Source organism: Rhizobium sp. WYCCWR 11152 (genome assembly GCF_013087615.1).
Lineage (GTDB): Bacteria > Pseudomonadota > Alphaproteobacteria > Rhizobiales > Rhizobiaceae > Rhizobium > Rhizobium indicum.
The window spans coordinates 191,853-214,388 of record NZ_JABFCP010000024.1 but is presented as its reverse complement, the minus strand read 5'-3'; the positions used below and the strand labels follow the sequence as shown (position 1 = coordinate 214,388).

The 22,536-nt window shown below is 62.4% G+C and carries 12 protein-coding genes; 5 read left to right on the top strand and 7 right to left on the bottom strand.

What is annotated here, in order from left to right:
- Positions 1–233: 233 nt before the first annotated feature.
- From G9X67_RS31370 to glgB, 3 genes are read left to right on the top strand one after another with little or no spacing between them, the layout of a single operon-like run.
- Positions 234–3,458: an alpha-1,4-glucan--maltose-1-phosphate maltosyltransferase gene (locus G9X67_RS31370; RefSeq protein WP_171600464.1), complete on the top strand. Its 3,225-nt coding sequence runs from the start codon at positions 234–236 to the stop codon at positions 3,456–3,458.
- Positions 3,459–6,740 carry a maltose alpha-D-glucosyltransferase gene (gene treS, locus G9X67_RS31365; protein WP_171600463.1) on the top strand — a complete coding sequence of 1,094 codons (3,282 nt, stop codon included), beginning with the start codon at positions 3,459–3,461 and terminating at the stop codon, positions 6,738–6,740. It abuts the gene before it with no gap.
- Positions 6,737–8,947 carry a 1,4-alpha-glucan branching protein GlgB gene (gene glgB, locus G9X67_RS31360; RefSeq protein WP_171600462.1) on the top strand — a complete coding sequence of 737 codons (2,211 nt, stop codon included), beginning with the start codon at positions 6,737–6,739 and terminating at the stop codon, positions 8,945–8,947. The genes treS and glgB overlap by 4 nt, the downstream gene beginning before the upstream one ends.
- Positions 8,948–9,035: 88 nt before the next feature.
- On the opposite strand, the gene G9X67_RS31355 is transcribed toward glgB, so the two are convergent.
- The 7 genes from G9X67_RS31355 to G9X67_RS31325 form a co-directional block, all read right to left on the bottom strand.
- The gene (locus G9X67_RS31355; RefSeq protein WP_171600461.1) at positions 9,036–9,797 is read right to left on the bottom strand and encodes an ABC transporter ATP-binding protein; all 762 of its coding nucleotides are present in this window, start codon (positions 9,795–9,797) and stop codon (positions 9,036–9,038) included.
- Positions 9,794–10,834, bottom strand: coding sequence for an iron chelate uptake ABC transporter family permease subunit (locus G9X67_RS31350; protein WP_171600460.1), 1,041 nt, complete (start codon positions 10,832–10,834; stop codon positions 9,794–9,796). Before G9X67_RS31350 ends, G9X67_RS31355 begins: the two co-directional genes overlap by 4 nt.
- Entirely contained in the window at positions 10,831–11,856 is a 1,026-nt protein-coding gene (locus G9X67_RS31345; protein WP_171600459.1) for an ABC transporter substrate-binding protein, read from the bottom strand. Before G9X67_RS31345 ends, G9X67_RS31350 begins: the two co-directional genes overlap by 4 nt.
- A 154-nt stretch (positions 11,857–12,010) precedes the next feature.
- A complete protein-coding gene (locus G9X67_RS31340; protein ID WP_171600458.1) occupies positions 12,011–12,649 on the bottom strand; it encodes an RES family NAD+ phosphorylase in 639 nt (212 codons plus the stop codon).
- Positions 12,649–13,260: a helix-turn-helix domain-containing protein gene (locus tag G9X67_RS31335; RefSeq protein WP_138388781.1), complete on the bottom strand. Its 612-nt coding sequence runs from the start codon at positions 13,258–13,260 to the stop codon at positions 12,649–12,651. The genes G9X67_RS31340 and G9X67_RS31335 overlap by 1 nt, the downstream gene beginning before the upstream one ends.
- A gap of 141 nt (positions 13,261–13,401) precedes the next feature.
- A complete protein-coding gene (locus tag G9X67_RS31330) occupies positions 13,402–13,683 on the bottom strand; it encodes a hypothetical protein (protein WP_138388782.1) in 282 nt (93 codons plus the stop codon).
- A 51-nt stretch (positions 13,684–13,734) separates the two neighbouring features.
- A complete protein-coding gene (locus G9X67_RS31325) occupies positions 13,735–14,199 on the bottom strand; it encodes a hypothetical protein (RefSeq protein ID WP_138388992.1) in 465 nt (154 codons plus the stop codon).
- A 211-nt stretch (positions 14,200–14,410) separates the two neighbouring features.
- On the opposite strand from G9X67_RS31325, the gene G9X67_RS31320 reads away from it, so the two are divergent.
- Together G9X67_RS31320 and G9X67_RS31315 are read left to right on the top strand one after the other, a co-directional pair.
- The gene (locus tag G9X67_RS31320) at positions 14,411–20,710 is read left to right on the top strand and encodes a HAMP domain-containing protein (protein ID WP_138388783.1); all 6,300 of its coding nucleotides are present in this window, start codon (positions 14,411–14,413) and stop codon (positions 20,708–20,710) included.
- A 10-nt stretch (positions 20,711–20,720) separates the two neighbouring features.
- Positions 20,721–22,397 (top strand): response regulator, encoded by a 1,677-nt coding sequence (locus tag G9X67_RS31315; protein WP_138388784.1) that lies wholly within the window; start codon positions 20,721–20,723, stop codon positions 22,395–22,397.
- Positions 22,398–22,536 lie beyond the last annotated feature (139 nt).

Below are 22,536 nucleotides of genomic sequence, written 5' to 3'. Positions count from 1 at the left end.
TCAGAACTGTGCGGAATGGGTCACCCTCCCTGGACGCGGAAGACTATCCAAATACGTCACGAAATTTCAAGGCTCGTCTGCGGAATCCAGGGCCTTTGATGCGCGAACGGAGCGGGTCCTATCGATCCCGCGCCAGTGCGGTCGACGATGTCTGCGCATCGCGAATGGCAGTTTCAGTGGAACAACCGCGGCCAACGGAAGTTTGCCTTCAAACCAAACTCGAGCGGCGGCCGATGTCATTCTCTCCAAACCAGGGTGTGTTGAGCACCCCACCCCGGATCTATTATGTCAATCCACTCCTTCTTCAGGGTATCGATGCGTGGCGTGAGGCTTTCGACCACGCTGCGGATACCGGTTTCGATCGTGTGCTGACGGCACCTCTCTTCGATCGGGGCGGGGAGCGCAGTATCTTTGCCTCCCAGGATCTGAATCGTCTCGATCCTCAACTGTCGCTCGGAAGCACAGTCGAGGATGGGCTGGGACGCCTGGCGGAGGCCGCCCGCAAGAGCGGCGTCGCCCTGATGATGGACCTGATGCTCGACGGCAAGGCCCGGGATCCCAAGGCGGGCTTTCGCCCGGTCGATCCGAGGCGCTCGCCATTGGATCCGGCGGAACCGATGACCGTGATGGAGGCGGAGTCTCAATCTCGGCTGTTGGAAGAATGGACCGAACGACTGCGAGGGTTGGCCGGTTTCGGCCTCGCCGGCTATCGGGCGCTCGGGATCGATCGCATTGCGCCGGCGGCTTTCAAATCGCTGATTTCGGCGGTGCGCGAGAAGGCGGACGTCCATTTTTTCGCCTGGACGCCCGGCACTGATTTCGGGGTGAGGGACGCGGTCAAGGATACAGGCTTCGACGGATGTTTTTCATCGATGGCCTGGTGGGATTTTGATGAGAGATGGTTCATCGAAGAACACCGCGTCCAGACGCAGCTTGGCTGGCAGATCGCTTTTCCGGAGCCGCCCTTTGCCAGGAGGGTCGCCCACGGAACCGAGAGTCGCGAAATCCTCGAACGGCGCGCCATAAGGGCACTGCGCTTGGCTGCCTCACTCGGCGGCGGCCTGATGGTTCCGATGGGCTTCGAATATGGCGCAGCCGCGCCGCTCGATCCGACCCATGGGAATGGAGCCGGCTTGCGGGGGCTGCGCCACGATCTTACTTTCGATATCTCCTCCGAAATTCGCCTTGCGAACACTGAGATCGGCAAGAACCCTCATGCGCGTGCCGCATCGCTGCGGCTCATCCGCAACGCCAACGGACCGGTCTCAGCGCTGCTGCAATCGGCGGCGCAAGACCTTCGCAGCACCGAAAATGTGCGGTTCATCCTGCTCAACAGGGACCTTCGGAAAAGTGCGCCCGCTCCGGTAACCGCACTTCGCGAAGCGGCTTCCGGTTTTCTTCCCGTCGCAGCCGACGGTACGGCTCTGCGGTTGCGAGCAGGGGAGACCCTGGTAATCGAAGGCAAGGCGCCGGCGCCGATCACATCGCGGCCGATCCTCGATATCGAGCAGGCCGTCGCTTCGCCGCGCCTCGCGATCGAGAGCATCATGCCGCGGGTCGATGACGGCCGCTTTCCCGTCAAGCGGGTGGTCGGCGACATCCTTACCGTCGAGGCCGATATATTCGCCGACGGCCACGATCCGATCGCCGCGGTCCTGCTCTGGCGGCCGCTCGATGCGGCAGACTGGAACGAGACGGAGATGCAACTGGTCGAAAACGACCGCTGGCGCGCCGAATTCCTGCTGGAACGCACCGGACGCTACGAATTCGCCGTCGAGGCATGGAAGAACCCGTTTGCGATCTTCCGCTACGAGTTGACAAAGAAGAACGATGCCAGGCTGGACCTGAAGCTCGAGCTCCAGGAGGGATTGAACCTCATCCGCTCGGCTGAGGTGCATGCTGGCGCAACGCTCAATGCCGAATTGAAGGCCCTCGGCGACAGTCTCGAAAGAGCGTCCGATGCCGAGCGCACGGCAATTCTGCTCGATCCCCAAACATCCGAATTGATGAACAAGGCGGACAGGCGGCCGTTTCGGCTTCGCTCGACGGCAAGCGCCGTCGATGCCGAACGCAAGGAGGCTGCCTTTGCCAGCTGGTACCAGATCTTCCCGCGCTCGCAGAGCGGCGATCCGGACCGGCACGGCACCTTCGACGACGTCATCCCGCGACTGCCGGCCATCCGCGACATGGGCTTCGACGTGCTCTATTTCCCACCGATTCATCCAATCGGCTCGACCAACAGGAAAGGCCGCAACAACAGCCTGAAAGCTGGGCCGGATGACCCCGGAAGTCCCTATGCCATCGGCTCCGAGGACGGCGGCCATGACGCTATCCATCCCGAGCTCGGCGAGTTCGAGGATTTCCGCCGGCTGGTGGAGGAGGCAGGCCGGCATGGCCTGGAGATTGCTCTCGACTTCGCAATCCAGGCTTCGCCGGATCACCCCTGGCTGAAAGAGCACCCCGGCTGGTTCGATTGGCGCCCCGACGGCACGATCAAATATGCCGAGAACCCGCCGAAGAAATACGAGGACATCGTCAACGTCGATTTCTACACAATAGATGCATTGCCTTCGCTATGGGTCGAGCTCAGGGATGTCGTCCAGCTTTGGGTGGACCAGGGCGTCAAGCTGTTTCGCGTCGACAATCCGCACACAAAGCCCTTTCCGTTCTGGGAATGGCTGATCGGCGATATCAGGGCCCGCCATCCCGATGTCGTCTTCCTCTCGGAAGCCTTCACCAAGCCGAAGGTCATGTACCGGCTGGCAAAGATCGGATTCTCCCAGTCCTACACCTACTTTACCTGGCGCAATGCCAAGTGGGAGCTGGAGCAATATATGCGGGAGCTGACGGAGACGGCGCCGAAGGAATTCTTCCGCCCGCATTTCTTCGTCAACACGCATGATATCAATCCGGATTTCCTGCAAAATGCGCCGCGCCCGGCCTTCCTGATCCGCGCAGCACTTGCCGCCACCCTTTCGGGATTGTGGGGCGTCTATAACGGTTTCGAACTTTGCGAGGGGCGTCCCGATGCCAAGCGCAAGGAATATGCCGACAGCGAGAAGTATGAGATCCGCGCCTGGGATTACGACCGGCCGGGCAATATCATCGCCGAAATCAGGACGCTCAACCGCATCCGGAACGAAAACACCGCGCTGCATTCGCATCTCGGGCTGACGCTGCTGAATGCGCGAAATGACAATATCCTGTTTTTCGAGAAGGCAAGCCGTGCCCGCGACAATGTCCTGCTGATCGCCATCAGCCTCGACCCCCACAATTTCCAACAAAGCGACGTCGAGCTGCCGCTCTGGCAGTGGTCGCTCGGAGACGGCGGCACGCTGGATGCCGAAGATCTGATCGGCGGGCATCGTTTCAAGTGGACCGGCAAATGGCAGAGCATCAGTCTCAATCCTGAGGTCCTGCCCTATGCGATCTGGCGTATTCGCTCAAGGGAGGTATGAATGGACACGATGAATGCAGATAGCGCGCAGCAGCCGCTCTGGTACAAGGATGCGATCATCTACCAGCTGCACATCAAGTCGTTCTACGATGCCAATGGCGACGGGGTCGGCGACTTCGCCGGCCTGCACCAGAAGCTCGATCATATCGCAGCCCTCGGCGTCAACGCCATCTGGCTCCTGCCTTTCTTTCCCTCTCCGCGCCGAGACGACGGTTACGACATCGCCGACTATGGCAGTGTCAGCCCCGATTACGGAACAGTGGAGGACTTTCGGGCTTTCGTCGATGCCGCTCATCAGCGCAATATCCGCGTGATCATCGAGCTCGTCATCAACCACACCTCCGATCAGCATCCCTGGTTCCAGCGCGCCCGCCAGGCGCCGGCAGGGTCGCCGGAGCGCGACTTCTACGTCTGGTCGGATACCGATCAGAAATTTCCGGAAACGCGGATCATTTTCATCGATACGGAAAAGTCCAACTGGACATGGGACGCCGTCGCCGGCGCCTACTACTGGCACCGCTTCTATTCCCATCAGCCCGACCTCAATTTCGACAGTCCCCTTGTCATGGAGGAATTGCTGAGGGTGATGCGCTTCTGGCTGGAAACCGGCATCGACGGTTTTCGTCTCGACGCGATCCCCTACCTCGTCGAGCGCGAGGGGACGATCAACGAAAACCTGCCGGAAACCCACGCGATCCTCAAACGCATACGCGCCGCGCTCGATGCCACCCATCCCGGCGTGATGCTGCTTGCCGAGGCCAATCAATGGCCGGAGGACACGCGCGAATATTTCGGAGAGGGTGACGAATGCCACATGGCCTTCCACTTCCCGCTAATGCCGCGCATGTATATGGCAATCGCCAAGGAGGATCGGTTTCCGATCACGGATATCCTGCGCCAGACGCCGGAGATTCCCGACAATTGCCAATGGGCGATCTTCCTTCGCAACCACGACGAGCTGACGCTCGAAATGGTGACCGACGCCGAGCGGGACTATCTCTGGGAGACCTATGCATCCGACAAACGTGCCCGCATCAATCTCGGCATAAGGCGGCGTCTGGCGCCATTGATGGAGCGCGACCGCCGGCGGATCGAGTTGATGAACGGGCTTCTTCTCTCGATGCCGGGAACACCGGTGATCTATTATGGCGACGAGATCGGCATGGGCGACAATATCTATCTCGGCGACCGGGATGGGGTGAGGACGCCGATGCAATGGTCTCCGGACCGCAATGGCGGTTTCTCCAGGGCAGATCCGGCGCGTCTCGTCCTGCCGCCCGTCGCCGACCCGCTGTACGGTTTTGAGGCCGTGAACGTCGAGGCGCAGAGCACGGACGCGCATTCGCTGCTCAACTGGACGCGCAGAATGTTGGCATTGCGCGGCAGGCATCCCGCCTTCGGGCGTGGCACGCTGCGGTTCCTTTCGCCGGAGAATCGCAAGATCCTTGCCTATCTCAGGGAGTATGAAGGCGAGGTCTTGCTTTGTGTTGCAAGTCTCTCAAGGTTGCCCCAGGCCGTCGAACTCGACTTGTCGAGCTTCGAGGGGCGCGTTCCCATTGAACTGACCGGCATGTCGCCGTTTCCGCCGATCGGCCAGTTGACCTATCTCCTGACCTTGCCGCCCTACGGTTTCTTCTGGTTCCAGCTGACGGCTGATGCCGACCCGCCGGCGTGGCGCACCGCACCGCCGGAACAGCTTCCCGATCTGTTGACGATGGTCATCCGGCGTAGCCTGCTCGACCTCGTGGATGAACCGGGTCATGCACGCATCCTGAGCGGCGAAATCCTGCCCGCCTATCTCTCTAGGCGGCGATGGTTCGGGGCAAAGGACCAGGCGCTTCAGGCCGCCCGACTGATCTCCGTGACACCAATCCCATTCGCCGACGGCGTCGTCCTCGGCGAGTTGGAGGTCGTGCTGCCGAACCACAGCGAATCCTACCAACTGCCGCTCGCGGTCGCCTGGGACGATGCGCACCCTTCCGCGCTTGCCCAACAGCTTGCGCTTGGGAGGATTCGCCAAGGTAGACGCGTCGGTTTCCTCACAGATGGATTCGCCGTGGAGGCGATGGCGCGCGGCATTCTGCACGGACTTCGCGACCGCTCGCGCACCACCGGCCGGACCGGCACGCTCGAATTCCTTGGGACGGAACAGCTCGACAGTCTCGATATTTCAGGCGAGCTGCCGGTGCATTGGCTATCGGCTGAACAGTCCAACAGCTCGCTGCTCGTCGGCGACGTAGCGATGATCAAACTGATCAGGCACATCTTCCCGGGCATCCATCCGGAAGTCGAGATGACGCGCTATCTCACCCGCGCCGGCTATGACCATACGGCGCCCTTGCTCGGCGAGGTCGCGCATACCGATTCCAGCGGACGCCGTTCCACCTTGATCATCGTCCAGGGGGCCATCCGCAACCAGGGCGACGCCTGGAATTGGATGCTGAACAATCTGCGCCGTGGGGCCGACGAACTGGTGCTGAACGATCCGGCGGTCCAACCAGACGACGACGTCTTCCGGTCGCTGATCAGTTTCGTCGCGATGGTGGGCCTCAGGCTCGGCGAATTGCATGTCGTGCTCGCTGCGAAGACCGGGGACGAGGCCTTCAGCCCGGTGGTTGCCGGCGACAGCGAGGTCGAGGCGATGAGGAAGGCCGTTGCCGGGGAGCTCGCCTATGCCATGTCGAAGCTCGATGAACGCGACGAGAATGCCGACCCTGCAATCGACTTGCTCGCAACGCCGCTTCTCAAGCGTCGTTCCGAACTCGCAGAGCTCGCCGGGATGCTGGCGGAGAGCGCCCGCCATACGCTGATGACACGCACGCATGGCGACTTCCATCTTGGCCAGATCCTTGTCAGCGAGGGTGATGCCGTCATCATCGACTTCGAGGGCGAGCCTGCGAAAAACCTGACCGAGCGCCGCGCCAAGACGAACCCGCTGCGTGATGTCGCCGGGCTTTTGAGATCGCTGAGCTATCTCGTGGCCACCGCCCAGCTCGATAACGACGCGGTCATCGAACATGAGAACGAAGTCCGCCGCGAGGCGATCGCCCGCTTCGGGCGCAATGCCGAGGAGGCCTTTCTCGATGCCTATTCGCAGGCTGTCTCCGTATCGAAGGAGCTTGACATGCCACCCGATCAAAGACGCAGGGTTCTCGATGCCTTTCTTCTCGAAAAGGCCGCCTACGAGATTGCCTACGAAGCTCGCAACAGGCCGAAATGGCTTCCGATCCCGCTATCCGGCCTTACCGAAATCGTATCGCGTCTGGCGGGGGTCACGGCATGAATGTTGAGCGCTCGGAACTTCTGGCGGGCATCGGACAGGATGCGCTATGGGCCTTGATCGAGGGGCGTCATGGCGATCCGTTTTCGATCCTCGGCCCTCACCGAAGCGGTGGCATGACGATCGTGCGGGTGTATCTGCCCGGCGCGGAAGCGGTCGATCTCATCGATGCGACGAGCGGCCGGGTGGTGGCGCCGTTCAGCATCGCCCACCCGTCCGGCCTGTTTGCGGCGGCGGCCGCCTCGAGGACGGGATACCGGCTGCGGATCACATGGCCGGATGCAGTTCAGATCACCGAGGACCCCTACAGTTTCGGTCTGCTGCTCGGAGAGCTCGACCTTCATCTGATATCGGAGGGAACTCACTATAGTCTGAGCCGCACGCTCGGCGCGGTTGATATGTCGATCGACGGGATATCAGGCGTTCGTTTCGCCGTCTGGGCTCCGAATGCGCGCCGCGTCTCGGTTGTCGGCGACTTCAACGCCTGGGACGGGCGGCGAAACCCGATGCGGCTGAGACCGTCGGCGGGCGTCTGGGAGCTGTTTATTCCGCGCCTCGCCCCCGGCGAAAGGTACAAGTTCGAGATCGTCGATGCTGAGGGGACCTGCCTGCCGCAGAAGGCCGATCCGGTCGCGAGGGCAAGTGAGGCCGCTCCGTCCACCGCCTCCATCGTCGCCTCGTCGACGCCGTTTCGATGGACTGATGACGGTTGGATGAAGGACCGGTCCCGGCAAGACAGGCTGGAGGGCGCGTTCTCCGTCTATGAGGTGCACGCCGGCTCCTGGCTTCGCGATCTAAAGGACGGCAACAGGTCGCTCGACTGGGTCGAACTCAGCCAGCGGCTGGTTCCCTATGTCGCCGACATGGGCTTCACCCATATCGAGCTGCTGCCGATCATGGAGCATCCGTTCGGCGGCTCCTGGGGTTATCAGCCGCTCGGTCTATTCGCTCCGACAGGCCGATATGGGACGCCTGAGGATTTCGCCTATTTCATCGACCGGTGCCATGGCGCCGGGCTCGGCGTCATCCTCGACTGGGTGCCGGCCCATTTTCCCACAGACGTCTGGGGGCTTGCCCGCTTCGACGGTAGCGCTCTCTACGAGCACGAAGATCCGCGGGAAGGCTTTCACCGCGACTGGAACACGCTGATCTACAATCTCGGCCGCAACGAGGTGAAGGGGTTCCTGATCGCCAGCGCGCTGGAATGGCTCGAGCGCTACCATATCGACGGTTTGCGGGTCGACGCCGTTGCCTCGATGCTTTACCGCGACTACAGCCGCAACGAGTGCGAATGGATTCCCAACCAATATGGCGGTCGTGAGAACCTCGAAGCCGTCGAATTCTTCAAGCACCTGAACAGCATCATTCACGAGCGCTGCCCGCACGCGATGACGATCGCCGAGGAATCGACGGCCTGGCCGGGCGTGACGAAGCCGCCAGAGCAAGGGGGGCTGGGGTTCGATATCAAATGGAACATGGGCTGGATGCATGACAGCCTGAGCTATATCGAGAAGGATCCGATTTACCGGAGCTATGCCCATGGCACGATGACCTTCGGAATGATCTATGCCTATTCCGAACGCTTCATTCTGCCGATTTCACATGACGAGGTCGTCTATGGAAAGGGCTCGCTGCTGACGAAGATGCCGGGCGACGAATGGCAGAAATTCGCCAACCTGCGCAGCTATCTCGCCTTCATGTGGGGCCATCCCGGCAAGAAGCTCCTGTTCATGGGAAGTGAAGTCGCCCAGCCCGGCGAATGGAACCATGACGGGTCAGTGACCTGGGATGTGCTGGACCGGCCTCAGCATGTGGGGATCCAGCGGCTGGTGAAGGATCTGAACGGCCTCTACGCGGACGAGCCGGCATTGCAGTTCGGAGACTTTCATCCCGAGGGCTTCGAATGGGCGGCAGCCGACGACGCCGTCAATTCCGTGCTCGGCATGCTCCGTTATGCGCCCGATCGTGCTTCATCGGTGCTGGTCATGTCGAACTTCACGCCGGTGCCGCGTTACGGCTACAGGATCGGCGTGCCGAGCGACGGTGTGTGGATCGAACGGATGACGACGGATGCGCGGGAATATGGCGGCTCGGGCCTGGTCAATGGCGCAGTGTCGACCGAACCCGTGCCCGCCCACGGCAGGCCGGTCTCGCTGTCACTGACGCTGCCGCCGCTATCGACGATTTTTCTGCAGGGGCCGTCACCCTGACGGCGCCGCCGCGGAACGGTCAATTCGGTGGCGGTTTTACCGTCACGTGAGACGACCGTAGACGATCATCTCGGTGACGGTTCCACCGTCACCTGAGATAATGGATATGCGGGCGCGAATGATAGGGAGAGGTTTCGATACGGGCCTCGACGGAGAAGACGTCACGCAGAAGGTCTTCGCTCAATACGTCCTGCGGTGCGCCGGAGGCAACGATCCTGCCCTGCTGCATGATGATCAGCTGGTCGCAGAACATGGCGGCATGGTTGAGATCGTGCAAGGCGACGATGCTGGTGATCGGCAGGCCGGAGACAAGCCGCATCAGGCCGATCTGATGCTGGATATCGAGATGGTTTGTCGGCTCGTCGAGGATCAACTCCTGGGGCGATTGAGCGAGCGCCCTTGCGATATGGGTGCGCTGCTTTTCGCCGCCCGACAGGCTCTGCCAGCGATCGTCGCGCTTCTCCGCCATGCCGGCGCGCGCGAGCGCACTTTCGACCGCCTCTTCGTCGGCCTTCGTCCAGCCTGAAAACATCGACCGGTGCGGGAACCGGCCGAGCTTGATGACGTCGACGACCCGCAGATTGGCATTTGTGGTGGCGTGCTGCTCGACGAAGGCGATCCGCCGGGCGATCGAGCGGCGGCTGATCGTGGCGATGTCGCTCCGGTCGAGCGTGATGCGGCCGGAATGCGGCCGCTTCAGGCCGGCGAGAAGCCGCAGGAGCGAGGTCTTGCCCGAGCCGTTCGGCCCGAGCAGGCCGAGCATCTTGCCCGGCGGCGCGTCCAGGGAAACGCCATCGAGAATGGTCTTCCTGCCAATCTTCCAGATGAGGTTGTCGGCCTTGATGCTCATGATGCGCGCTGGAACCGGTAGAGGATGATCGAGAAGAAGGGGACGCCCACCAGCGCCGTGACGACGCCGATCGGCAGGATCTGGTTCGGAATGAGGGCGCGCGCGGCGATGTCGGCGAGCACCATGAAGATCGCCCCTGTTATGGCGCAGGCCGGCAGGAGGCGGACATGCAGCGGCCCGACGACAAAGCGGGCGACATGCGGCACGACGAGGCCGACGAAGCCGATCGATCCTACCATGCTGACGATCGTCGCCGTCATCATTGCCGTCAGCGCAAAGAGCGCCATCCGCGCGCGGCCGACATTGACACCGAGCGAGGATGCCGCCTCGTCACCGAAAGCGAAGGCGTCGAGCACGCGAGCGTAAAACAGGCAGCCGACAAGGGCGACCCCAACGACGATCGAAACCAGCGCAAATTCCGGCCAGCGCACGCCGCCGAAGCTGCCGAGCAGCCAGAACATGACGTCGCGGGCCTGCTGCGCATTGGCCGAGGTGGTGACGATATAGGATGTCGTGGCATTGAAAAGCTGCGATGCGGCGACGCCGGCGAGGATGGTGCGATCCGCTCCGCCGCGCGTGCCGTTCGACAGGAGGGCGACGAAGAAGAAGGCTGCGAAGGCGCCGGCAAAGGCGCCGGCCGAGAGCGAAACCGCGCCCGAGCCGATCCCCAGGATCACGATGGCGACGGCGCCGGAAGAGGCGCCGGCCGAGATGCCGAGAACATAGGGTTCGGCAAGCGGATTGCGCAGCAGCGACTGCATGATCGCGCCCGATAGCGCAAGGCCCGCACCGCAGAAGGCGGCAACGAGCGCCCGGCTGAGACGATAATCCCAGATGACAGTCTCATGGATGCGGTTCAGTTCGACCGCGGTCCATCCCAGCCGGTTGGTGACGGCCGAAAACGTGGTTGCAAGCGGGATCGGCAGGTCGCCGATCCCGACGCTGACGCCGATGGCGATCGCGATGAGGCAGAAAGAGGCCAGGAGCAGTGCGAGGACGGCTCCCAGCTGACGGAAGATACGGCCCGCGTCCGTCACTTCAACAGACCGAGAGCCTTCAGCTGGCCGGCCACCTGCTCAGCGCCGTAGACCGTCCGGACGGTCGGGTTCATGGCCTGGCCATCCATGATCACGATCGCCTTGTTTTTGACGGCGGGGATCTGACTGACGGCCGGATCGGTGTTCAGGAAGTTGATCTTGGCCTCCGGCTTGTCGAGCTCCCAGCGATTGCGGTCGAGACTGGCGACAACGATGACGTCGGGATTGGAGGCGATGATGCCTTCCCAGCCGAGAGTCGGCCATTCCGCTTCCGCTGATATCGCGTTGTGGCCGCCGAGCAGGTCGGCGATGAAGCCGGACGCGCTGTTCTTGCCACCAAGATAGGCGTCGGCCGACGGGCTGGGGCTGGAGAACCAGAACACGTAAGAAAGGTTCTTGCCGTCCTTCGAAACGCTGGAGCGAAGCTTGGCTTCGCGCGCCTTGAAGTCGGCGATCAGCGCCTGGCCGCGGTCGGCGACGTCGAAGATCTGCGAGAGTTCATCGATCTCCCTGTAGAGAAGATCCATGTTCCACAGCTCGGCGCGGCTGCCGTACTGGTCCTTGACGTCCTTGGTGCTGAGGCAGGTGCTGGGCGAGAGATAGGTCGCGACGCCCACTTTGTCGAAATCTTCGCGCTTGGCGACCTTGCTGTTCGGCCCGACCAGGCTCGGCAGAGCCACCGCCACGAAGTCGGGATTTTCGGCGAGGATCGATTCGAAGGTCGGCATCTCGACGGTCAGAAGCTTGACCTTGGCATTGGCTTGTGCGAGCTGCGGCAGAACTTTGCTCGGCCAGAAGGCCGTGCCGGCCATCTTGTCCTCGAGGCCGAGCAGCAGCAGGATTTCAGCGCTGTTCTGGCCGAGGCCGATCGCCCGTTCGGGCGCCTTCTGGAAAGTCACCTGCGCGCCGCAGTTTTCGAGCGTCAGCGGGTAGGTCGTCGAACCGGCCAAAGACGGATTTGCGGCAAGGCCGATCAGGGCGGAGAGGCCGCAGGCGGCCAGAATTGATTTGAGGATGGTCACGAAGAAATTCCCGGTGCGTGAGTATATGCGGCCGCCGTATAGCCTCAGAAACATGCGGAAAACAAGACCAAATAAATCAACTTATCGCAAAATTGACAGCGCATTGCTACGGGGCAACGTGCATCGCCCGTCGAACAGCAGCCGCGATTACCGTCTAAACGGGGCCGACCGGTGACAGCGACTTGCCGTAGACTTCGAGGATCGCGGCGATCTCCTTGAGGATACCGGAGAGCGGAAGCGTGCCTTTTCTATCGAACGCCATGTCACTGCGTTCGAAAAGGGCGAGGCAGATCTCGCTCGAATCATGGCGCGACTGGTAAGCGAGGCCATCCGGCCGATCGGCATGGTCCCAAAGCGCGTCCGTCCAAAGGCCGCATGGTCCGTAGGGGCCGGTGGAGATGGCATTATCGGTGCCGAGGACCTGCAGGCCGGTTCCGTGCATGCGCACGATCTTCAGTGGTCTGCTATAGCTGAGCTCGCTGATGGCGCGTGTGGTGATTTCGGTCGCGGACACCATCAACCGCTGGGGATTGCGCAGGATCGTTTCCGCAAGCGCTCCCCTGCGGCTCATCCCGACATAGAGAATTCCGAAACGTCCGCTGGCGCTGTCGAAACGATTGGTGGCGGCAATCCCGGGGCCGGGGCCAAAGAAGATGGGATCGAGATGCGTCCGATGGACCCTATGGAGAACCTGCCCGGGCGGAATGAGGTCGATCGGCAATGACGAATGGGCGAGCCAAGGGGGCGGGGGCAGGGCAGCTCCCGACGGCCCTCGGTCCGCATTTGACGGCATCAGGCAAAGCCGTCAGAGGTTTCAATCCGGATCAGACGCTGGACTGCTTCACGATCGCCGTCGCGCAGCGCCTGCAGAGCAGTCCGACCACCGAGAACCGTATCGGAAGCAAGCAAAAAATCCAATGCGATCCAGGGACCGGCGGCGGCAAAACCACGCACGACGTCGGATATCCCGGCGATCACCTCACCTTGATCCAACTGGCCGAGCGGATAGCGCCAGTCGCTGCCCTCGCGCACCGCAAGCAACGTGCCGGCCCGCCGTCTCTTGTCGATGGCCTGCCTGCTGATGCTGAGGATCCGTCCGGCGTCCTCGGCCGACATCGTTCCGCCTGCCCGCTCGACAAGATTTTGCCGATGTTCAACGTTGCGAGCCAGCGCCGGAACCAGCGGGTCGAGATCGTTTATCGCCGCGCCCACCATATCCGAGCGGCTGAGAAGCTGTGCCAACGATCCGGCGTCGGTCGGGGCTGAAAGCGCATCGGCCAGGTCCTTTGCCGGCACATTCGCCGAAATGCGCTCGAGCGCCGAGGTCGCGCGTCGCAGAAACGCGGTCCTGATGGAATTCGGCTCTTCCTGCGCGGTGGCGGGACCGGATGCGTGGCGGGCCATGGAGCGCTCCTTGGTTGACAAGGTATTTATATGGCTAATGATGATATGAAGTCAACCAAACATGCGGAGCCGGACAGCTCGGACGCGAACCCGCCCGGGACCGCCGTCGACAGTTGTTCAGCGTAAAGCCTTCGAACATGTTCAGGTCAGCTTTCCCACGAGCTTGGCGTAGTCCGAAAACGTAAGTCGTTCGCCTTTCTGGCTTGCCTGATTGGCAAGCAGAAGCACGCGAAGGGGAAACAGGGTTGCCGCGCGGTTGGCGTCGGACAGATCGTGCCCGTTATTTTCTTCGACGCTTTTCCTGGCCTTCGACAGCGCAACGTCCAGCTCCTCATGAGTGAGGAGTCCTTTTTCGACGATTGCATCTGTTATCGATGCGATCGCCATGATGAGGCCTTCGAGCTGCAGGTTCGCTGTATTCATTGTGCCCTCTAAGGAAGTAAAGCGGTCTCTCCGGCCGCTGTCATAGTGGAGTCAGTCTTCTTGAACCGGGCGGATCGTGTCGACCGAGATCACACCTTCGACGACCCCGCGTTTGACGTCACGTCTATCCCGATCGATCTCGATGACGGTGTAGAGCTTGTCGTCGCGGAAGGCGCTGGCATTGACCGTGGTGACATCCTCGGCGGGAGCTGCATCCACTTCCATGAAATCGAGCTCCCGAGCCGCGGCAACGATCCTGGCGTCGCCCGGCGTTCTGGCGGCCACGACGATAATGCCATGTCCGGGGGAGTTTTCCCATCTCGGATCGTCAGGCGCCGCGATCGGCTCCAACCGGTAGATGTTGAGCATCTCGCCGCCGACGTCGGGCGACGCTTGCGCAGCCGCATCCGCAATTTGCGCCTGGCTCTCGACCGACTTTCCGAAGGTGGTCGGGCTGGTCGCGTTGTTGATCTCTTCCTTGCCTGTCCTTGAGACGTTCGACATGTCGCTCTCCATTGTCAGGACGGAAACGACAGCCGGCAGCAAAGTGTTCCCCGCGCACGAAAAACCGCAAATTCCACCGAGACGGTTTCCGGCGAGCACTTCAGATATCTGCAACTGTCGGGCTCATTTTGGGCGGTGAATCATGTTAGAATGTGGGCGGGACGGCCCATACCATTTTCTGAGTTGAGCACTAAATTACCAGTCGTCGAACAGGGGGATTTTCGTGAGCAACCAAACCAGCGAATTCGCGCGCGACAGCGTTGCGGCAGACAGCCTCAATGGGCATGACCACAAAACGATGGCGTTCGACGACGCCAGCGCGCTTCTGGAAGTCCTTGTCGCGGTCCGGCGCGGCGACTTTTCCGTACGGATGCGGTCCGACCTGACGGGTCTCACCGGCAAGGTCGCCGATGCCCTCAACGACATCATCGCCGCCAATCAGCGCATGGCCCAGCAGCTCGAGCATGTCGGGCAGGTGGTCGGCCGGGACGGGCGAACGAGCACGCGCGTACGCTTCGGCCTGTCGGACGGCTCCTGGTCCGAAATGGAAGGATCGATCAACGGTCTGATCGACGATCTCTTGTGGCCGACGACCGCCGTCACGCGCACGATCACGGCGGTCGCCAAGGGGGATCTCTTGCAGACCGTGCCGCTTGACGTCGACGGGCGGCCGCTCAAAGGCGAGTTCCTGCGCTCGGCCGATATCGTCAACACAATGATCAAGCAGCTGAGCGTCTTCACTTCGGAAGTGACGCGCGTCGCGCGCGAGGTCGGCACGGACGGAAAGCTCGGCGGCCAGGCACAGGTGCCGGAGGTGACGGGCGTCTGGAAGGATCTCACCGAAAGCGTGAACTCGATGGCGTCGAACCTGACGGCGCAGGTGCGTAACATCGCGGAAGTGACGATCGCCGTTGCCAACGGCGATCTTTCCAAGAAGATCACCGTCGACGTGCGCGGCGAGATCCTGCAGCTGAAGGAGGCGATCAACACCATGGTCGACCAGCTCAGGTCCTTCGCCTCGGAAGTGACGCGCGTCGCCCGCGAGGTCGGCACCGAAGGCAAGCTCGGCGGACAGGCGTTGGTGCCAGGCGTCGCCGGCACCTGGAAGGATCTGACCGACAGCGTCAACGCCATGTGCGGCAACCTGACGGCGCAGGTGCGCAACATCGCCCAGGTGACAACGGCCGTGGCGCGCGGCGACCTGTCGCGCAAGATCACCGTCGACGTCTCGGGCGAAATCCTGGAGCTCAAGGAAACCATCAACACGATGGTCGACCAGCTCAACGGCTTTGCCGGCGAGGTGACGCGCGTGGCGCGTGAAGTCGGCACAGAAGGCCGCCTCGGCGGCCAGGCGCAGGTGCCTGGCGTGGCAGGCACCTGGAAGGACCTCACCGACAACGTCAATTCCATGGCATCGAACCTCACCGCGCAGGTGCGCAATATCGCCGAGGTCTCGACCGCGATCGCCAATGGCGACCTGTCGAAGAAGATCACCGTGACGGTGTCGGGGGAAATCCTCGAGCTGAAGGAAACGATCAACACGATGGTGGATCAGCTGAATGCCTTCGCTTCGGAAGTCACCCGCGTCGCTCGCGAAGTCGGCACGGAGGGACGGCTTGGCGGCCAGGCCAATGTGCGCGGCGTCGCCGGCACCTGGAAGGATCTGACCGAGAACGTCAACTCGATGGGCGGTAACCTGACGGCGCAGGTGCGCAATATCGCCGAAGTGTCGACCGCGATCGCCAATGGCGATCTGTCGAAGAAGATCACCGTCGACGTGAAGGGCGAAATCCTGGAACTGAAGGAAACCATCAATACGATGGTCGATCAGCTGAACGCCTTCGCTTCGGAAGTGACCCGTGTGGCCCGCGAAGTCGGCACAGAAGGCCAGCTCGGCGGCCAGGCCAATGTGCGCGGCGTTGCCGGCACCTGGAAGGACCTCACCGACAGCGTCAACTCCATGGCCTCCAACCTGACCGGGCAGGTGCGCAACATCGCCGAAGTCGCGACCGCGGTTGCCCAGGGAGACCTTTCCAAGAAGATCACCGTCACCGTGTCGGGCGAAATCCTCGAACTGAAGGAGACCATCAACACGATGGTCGATCAGTTGAACGGCTTTGCCGGCGAGGTGACGCGTGTGGCGCGCGAGGTCGGCACGGAAGGGCGGCTCGGCGGCCAGGCGAACGTGCTCGGCGTCGCCGGCACCTGGAAGGATTTGACCGACAGCGTCAATTCCATGGCGGGCAATCTGACGGCGCAGGTGCGCAACATCGCCGAAGTCTCGACCGCGATTGCCAATGGCGACCTGTCGAAGAAGATCACGGTGTCGGTCTCGGGCGAAATCCTCGAGCTCAAGGAAACGCTGAACACCATGGTCGATCAGCTGAACCGGTTCGCCTCCGAAGTCACGCGCGTCGCGCGCGAGGTCGGAACGGAAGGCAAGCTCGGCGGCCAGGCGCAGGTGCCGGGCGTCGCCGGCACCTGGAAGGACCTCACCGAAAACGTCAATTCCATGGCCTCCAACCTGACCGGCCAGGTCCGAAACATCGCCGAAGTGACGACGGCCGTGGCGCGCGGCGACCTCTCGCGCAAGATCACAGTCGACGTGAAAGGCGAAATCCTCGAACTGAAGAATACCATCAACACAATGGTCGATCAGCTCAACGCCTTCGCCGGCGAAGTGACGCGCGTTGCCCGCGAGGTCGGCACCGAAGGCAAGCTCGGCGGCCAGGCGCAGGTCTCCGGCGTCGCCGGCACCTGGAAGGACCTGACCGACAGCGTCAATTCCATGGCGGGTAACCTGACGGCGCAGGTGCGCAACATCGCCGAGGTGGCGACCGCGATCGCCAATGGCGACCTGTCGCGCAAGATCACCGTCGACGTGCGCGGCGAAATCCTGCTGTTGAAAGACACTTTGAACACCATGGTCGATCAGCTTCGCTCCTTTGCCGGCGAAGTGACGCGCGTGGCGCGCGAAGTCGGCACCGATGGCAGGCTCGGCGGCCAGGCCGTCGTTCCCGGTGTTGCCGGCACCTGGAAGGACTTGACCGATAACGTCAACCTGCTCGCCGCCAATCTGACAACCCAGGTTCGAAACATTGCCGAGGTGACGACGGCCGTTGCGCGCGGCGACCTGTCGCGCAAGATCACCGTCGACGTGAAGGGGGAAATCCTCGAACTGAAGAATACCATCAACACGATGGTCGACCAGCTCAACGCCTTCGCCGGCGAAGTGACGCGTGTCGCCCGCGAAGTCGGCACCGAGGGCAAGCTCGGCGGCCAGGCGCAGGTGCCTGGCGTCGCCGGAACCTGGAAAGACCTGACCGACACCGTCAACGTCATGGCCGCCAACCTGACCGAGCAGGTCCGCGGCATCGTCAAGGTGGTGACGGCTGTGGCGAACGGCGACCTCAAGCAAAATCTCACCGTCGCATCGAAGGGGGAGGTAGCCGCCCTTGCCGAGACCATCAACAACATGACCAACACGCTCGCGACCTTTGCCGATCAGGTGACCACGGTTGCGCGCGAGGTGGGCGTGGAAGGCCGTCTCGGCGGTCAAGCGAATGTTCCGGGTACTGCGGGAACCTGGAAGGACTTGACCGGCAACGTCAACCTGCTGGCAGCCAACCTGACGACGCAGGTGCGGGCCATTGCCGAGGTGGCGACCGCCGTCACCAAGGGCGACCTGACGCGCTCGATCAAGGTCGACGCGCGCGGCGAAGTGGCCGAGCTCAAGGACAACATCAACACGATGATCGACAACCTCAGGCTCACCACCGAGCGCAACACTGAGCAGGACTGGCTGAAGACCAACCTGGCTCGCTTCACCAACATGCTGCAGGGGCAGCGCGACCTGACGCTGGTCGGCAAGATGCTGCTGTCGGAGCTGGCGCCTCTGGTCGGCGCCCATCAGGGGGTCATCTACCAGGTGGATTCCGACGAGCGGCAGCCGATCTTGTCGCTGCTCTCTGTCTACGCGAAAGGGGGCGAGGCGGCGCACCCGGCGCGGCTCGAATTCGGCCAGGGACTTGTCGGCCAGTGCGCCAGCGACGCCCGCCGCATCCTGGTCACCGACCTTCCCGACAATGTCGTTCCGATAAGCTCCGGCGTGTTCACGACCTTGCCGAGGAGCGCCATCGTGCTGCCTGTGCATTTCGAGGGACAGGTGAAAGCAGTGATCGAGCTAGCCTCCGTCGGCGAATTCACCGACTTGCAGCTCTCCTTCCTTGACCAGCTGACGACATCGATCGGCATCGTCCTCAACTCGATCGAAGCAACCATGCAGACCGAAGGCCTGCTCAAGCAGTCCCAGCAGCTTGCCGCCGAGCTTCAGACGCAGCAGCGCGAGCTGCAGCAGACCAACGAGCAGCTCGGGCAGAAGGCGCAGCAACTGGAGGAGCGCAACGTCGAAGTCGAGGCGAAAAACCAGGAAATCGAGCAGGCCCGGCGCGCGCTCGAGGAAAAGGCAACCGAGCTCGCGCTGACATCGAAGTACAAATCCGAATTCCTCGCCAACATGTCGCATGAGCTGCGCACGCCTTTGAATTCGATCCTCATCCTCGGCCAGCAGCTGGGAGAAAATCCGGATGGCAACCTCTCGGGCAAACAGGTCGAGTTCGCAAAGACGATCCACGGTGCGGGAACCGATCTGTTGAACCTCATCAGCGATATCCTCGACCTGTCGAAGATCGAGTCCGGAACGGTCTCGGTCGATGCCGAGGAGATTTTTGTCAGCAACCTGCTCGAGATGATGGCGCGGCCATTCCGGCACGAGGCCGAAAACCGGGACCTGTCATTCTCGGTCGATGTCGGCGCCGATGTCGCAAAGAGCCTCATCACGGATTCGAAGCGACTGCAGCAGATCCTCAAGAACCTGCTGTCGAATGCCTTCAAGTTCACCGCGCAGGGCGGCGTGACACTTCGCGTCGCGTCGGCAACGAGCGGCTGGTCGTCTGATCATCCCTCGTTGAGGCACGCGCCGTCTGTCATCGCCTTCGAAGTCGTCGATACCGGCATCGGCATACCGCCTGAAAAACAGCGCATCATTTTCGAGGCGTTCCAGCAGGCGGATGCTTCGACGAGCCGCAAATATGGCGGCACCGGCCTCGGCCTGGCGATCAGCCGCGAATTGGCGAACCTCTTGGGCGGCGAGATCCAGCTGCGCAGCACCCCCGGTGTCGGCAGCACCTTCGTCCTCTACCTGCCGCTCACCTATGTCGGCGCCGGCGCGGCTGCGCCCAAGACCGTTCCGTCGGCAAATGTCGTGGAATTCGCCGAGGCGGCAGCAAACCGCCGCGCCGAAAAGCCGATCGAACATGTCGAAGACGATCGCCATCAGATAGTGGCCGGCGACTCGGTGCTGCTCGTCGTCGAGGACGATGCGCATTACGCCCGCGTGCTGGTGGATCTCGCCCGCGACAATGGATTCAAGGTTTTGGTGGCGATGCGCGGCAGCGATGCGCTCGCACTCGCGCAGGACTACAGGCCGGCGGCGATCTCGCTCGACATCTTTCTGCCCGACATGCTCGGCTGGACGGTGCTGAGCCAGCTCAAACAGAATCCGCAGACGCGGCACATTCCGGTCCAGATCATCAGTCTCGACGAGGATCGCCAGCATGGGCTGACCCGCGGCGCCTTCGCTTTCATGAGCAAGCCGACGACGCCGGAAGGTCTCGGCAAGGCGCTGTCGCGATTGAAGGCCTATGCGCAGCCGCGCCGCAAGCATCTGTTGCTCGTGGAAGACAACGAGGCCGAGCGTTTGAGCGTCACCGCCCTTCTCGGACACGACGACATCGATATCACCAGCGTCGGCTCCGGATCGGAGGCTCTCGCCGCTCTTCGGCAGAATGCAGCCGACTGCGTGGTGCTCGACCTCTCCCTTCCCGACATGTCCGGCTTCGAAGTGCTGGAGCAAATACGCGACGACGCCGAGATCGGCGAGGTGCCGGTGGTCGTGTTCACCGGCCGCGAGCTTTCCGCTGAGGAAGATGCGACGCTGCACAGCATGGCCCGCAGCGTCGTGGTCAAGGGGGTCGAATCGCCCGAGCGTCTGCTGGATGAGACCGCCTTGTTCCTGCACCGGGTTGTCGCCGACCTACCGGCAGCAAAACAGGCGACGCTGCAGGACCTGCACAGCTCGGACGAAGATCTGGTCGGCGAGACCGTCCTGCTCGTCGACGACGATGCCCGCAACATTTTCGCGCTGAGCAGTGTTCTCGAACGCCGGGGAATGAAAGTCCTGACCGCGACGACCGGCAGTGAAGCCATCGAGGTCATCAACAACGAACCATCCGTCGCCATCGTGCTGATGGATATCATGATGCCTGGGATGGACGGCTACGAGACGATGCAGGTCATCCGTTCGGAGCCCCGGTTCCGGCGGCTGCCGATCCTGGCGTTGACGGCAAAGGCGATGAAGGGTGACCGCGAGAAATGCCTGGAAGCGGGCGCGTCCGACTATCTGGCGAAGCCGGTCAATACCGAACAGCTTCTGTCGGCTCTTCGCATGTGGCTGCATCGCTGAGGATCTGGCCATGAACCCCGTCAACATCCTCCTCGTCGACGACCAACCGGCAAAACTCCTCAGTTACGAGGTCATTCTCGAAGAACTCCAGGAAAACCTCATCAAGGCGCAATCCGCTCGCGAAGCCTTCGAGCACCTGTTGCGCACTGAAATCGCGGTGATCCTCGTCGATGTCTGCATGCCCGAACAGGATGGATTCGAGCTCGTCAGCATGATCCGGCAGCATCCGCGCTATCAGAACACGCCGATCATCTTCGTTTCCGCCGTGATGCTGGCGGAACCGGACCGGCTGCGCGGCTATGCTGTGGGCGCGGTCGACTACGTCTCCGTCCCGATTGTCCCCGAGGTGCTGAGAGCCAAGGTGCGGGTCTTTGCCGATCTCTACAGGAAGACGAGGGAGCTCGAACGCCTGAACGCCGAGCTGGAGGCCCGCGTTCACCAGCGTACCGCCGAACTCGAGGCCTCGGCAGCGCAGTTGCGGGAGCTCAACGAAGAGCTCGAGCACCGGATCGATCAACGGACACGGGAGCGCGAAGAGGCGCTCGCACAGCTGTTCGAGGCGCAGAAGCTCGACACGATCGGCCACCTGACCGGTGGCGTGGCCCACGACTTCAATAACCTTCTGATGGCGGTTCTCGGCAGCCTGAACCTTCTGAAGAAGCGGCTTCCGGCCGATGAACGCAGTGAACGCCTGGTGACGAACGCGATCCAGGCGGCCGAACGCGGCACGGCGCTGACCCAGCGCCTGCTTGCTTTCGCACGTCGCCAGGAGCTCAAGCCGCAGGCGGTCGACTTCTTCAGGCTGTTCGAAAATGTCGAGGATCTTCTCGCCAAGGCGGTGGGGCCGCGCATCGAAATCCGCAAAAGCATCCCGGCGGATCTGGCACCCCTTCTGGTCGACAGCAACCAGTTGGAACTGGCGCTGCTCAACCTGTTCGTCAATGCCCGGGATGCGCTCGAAAGCGGCGGAGCCGTGACGGTTGCCGCGGCGGCAGCCGAAGACGCCCGCCCGGCCGGGCTCGCGGGCGGAAATTACATCCGGATATCGGTGTCGGACGATGGCGAGGGGATGGACGAGGCAACGGTCTCGCGTGCCGCCGAACCGTTTTTCACCACCAAGGGGGTCGGCAAGGGCACCGGCCTCGGCCTGTCGATGGTGCATGGCCTGGCGGCGCAATCCGGCGGCTCGATCCAGATATCGAGCATCAGGGGCAAGGGCACGACCGTTTCCCTGTGGCTGCCCGTTGCCGAAACTTTCGTCAAGGTGCAGCCTCCCGTTGAACCTCCGGCGACGGAGCCCTTGAAACCGGCGTCGCGGCCGCTTGCCATTCTCGTAGTTGATGACGATGCCCTTGTCAGGACCGGAACCGTGGCGATGCTGGAGGATCTCGGGCACCTGCCGCAGGAAGCGTCTTCCGCCTCCCAGGCCTTGGAATTCTTTGCCGACGGGCAGGGTTGCGATCTCGTCATCACCGATCATGCCATGCCGGGCATGACGGGCGCCGAGCTTGCGCGTCACCTTCGCTCCTCCTTTCCAGGCCTGCCCATCATCCTTGCCTCGGGCTATGCCGAGTTTTCCGAGGACCATGGCCTCGGCCGGATGCTGCGGATGAAGAAGCCATTCACGCAGGAACAGCTTCAGACGGCCATGGATCAGGCGCTCTCGGGCAAAGTCGCGGTGGCCTGAGGGTCGAAGCGTAACGATGCCAAGGCGAACGGCGCGGCTATCCCGGTGATAGCGGCCGTTTTCGCGCGTCCGCGTGCGGACGAAACTTTTCGCTCCCGCAAAAGTTACCCAAATCTCATCCCATTTTCATCGAAGGCTT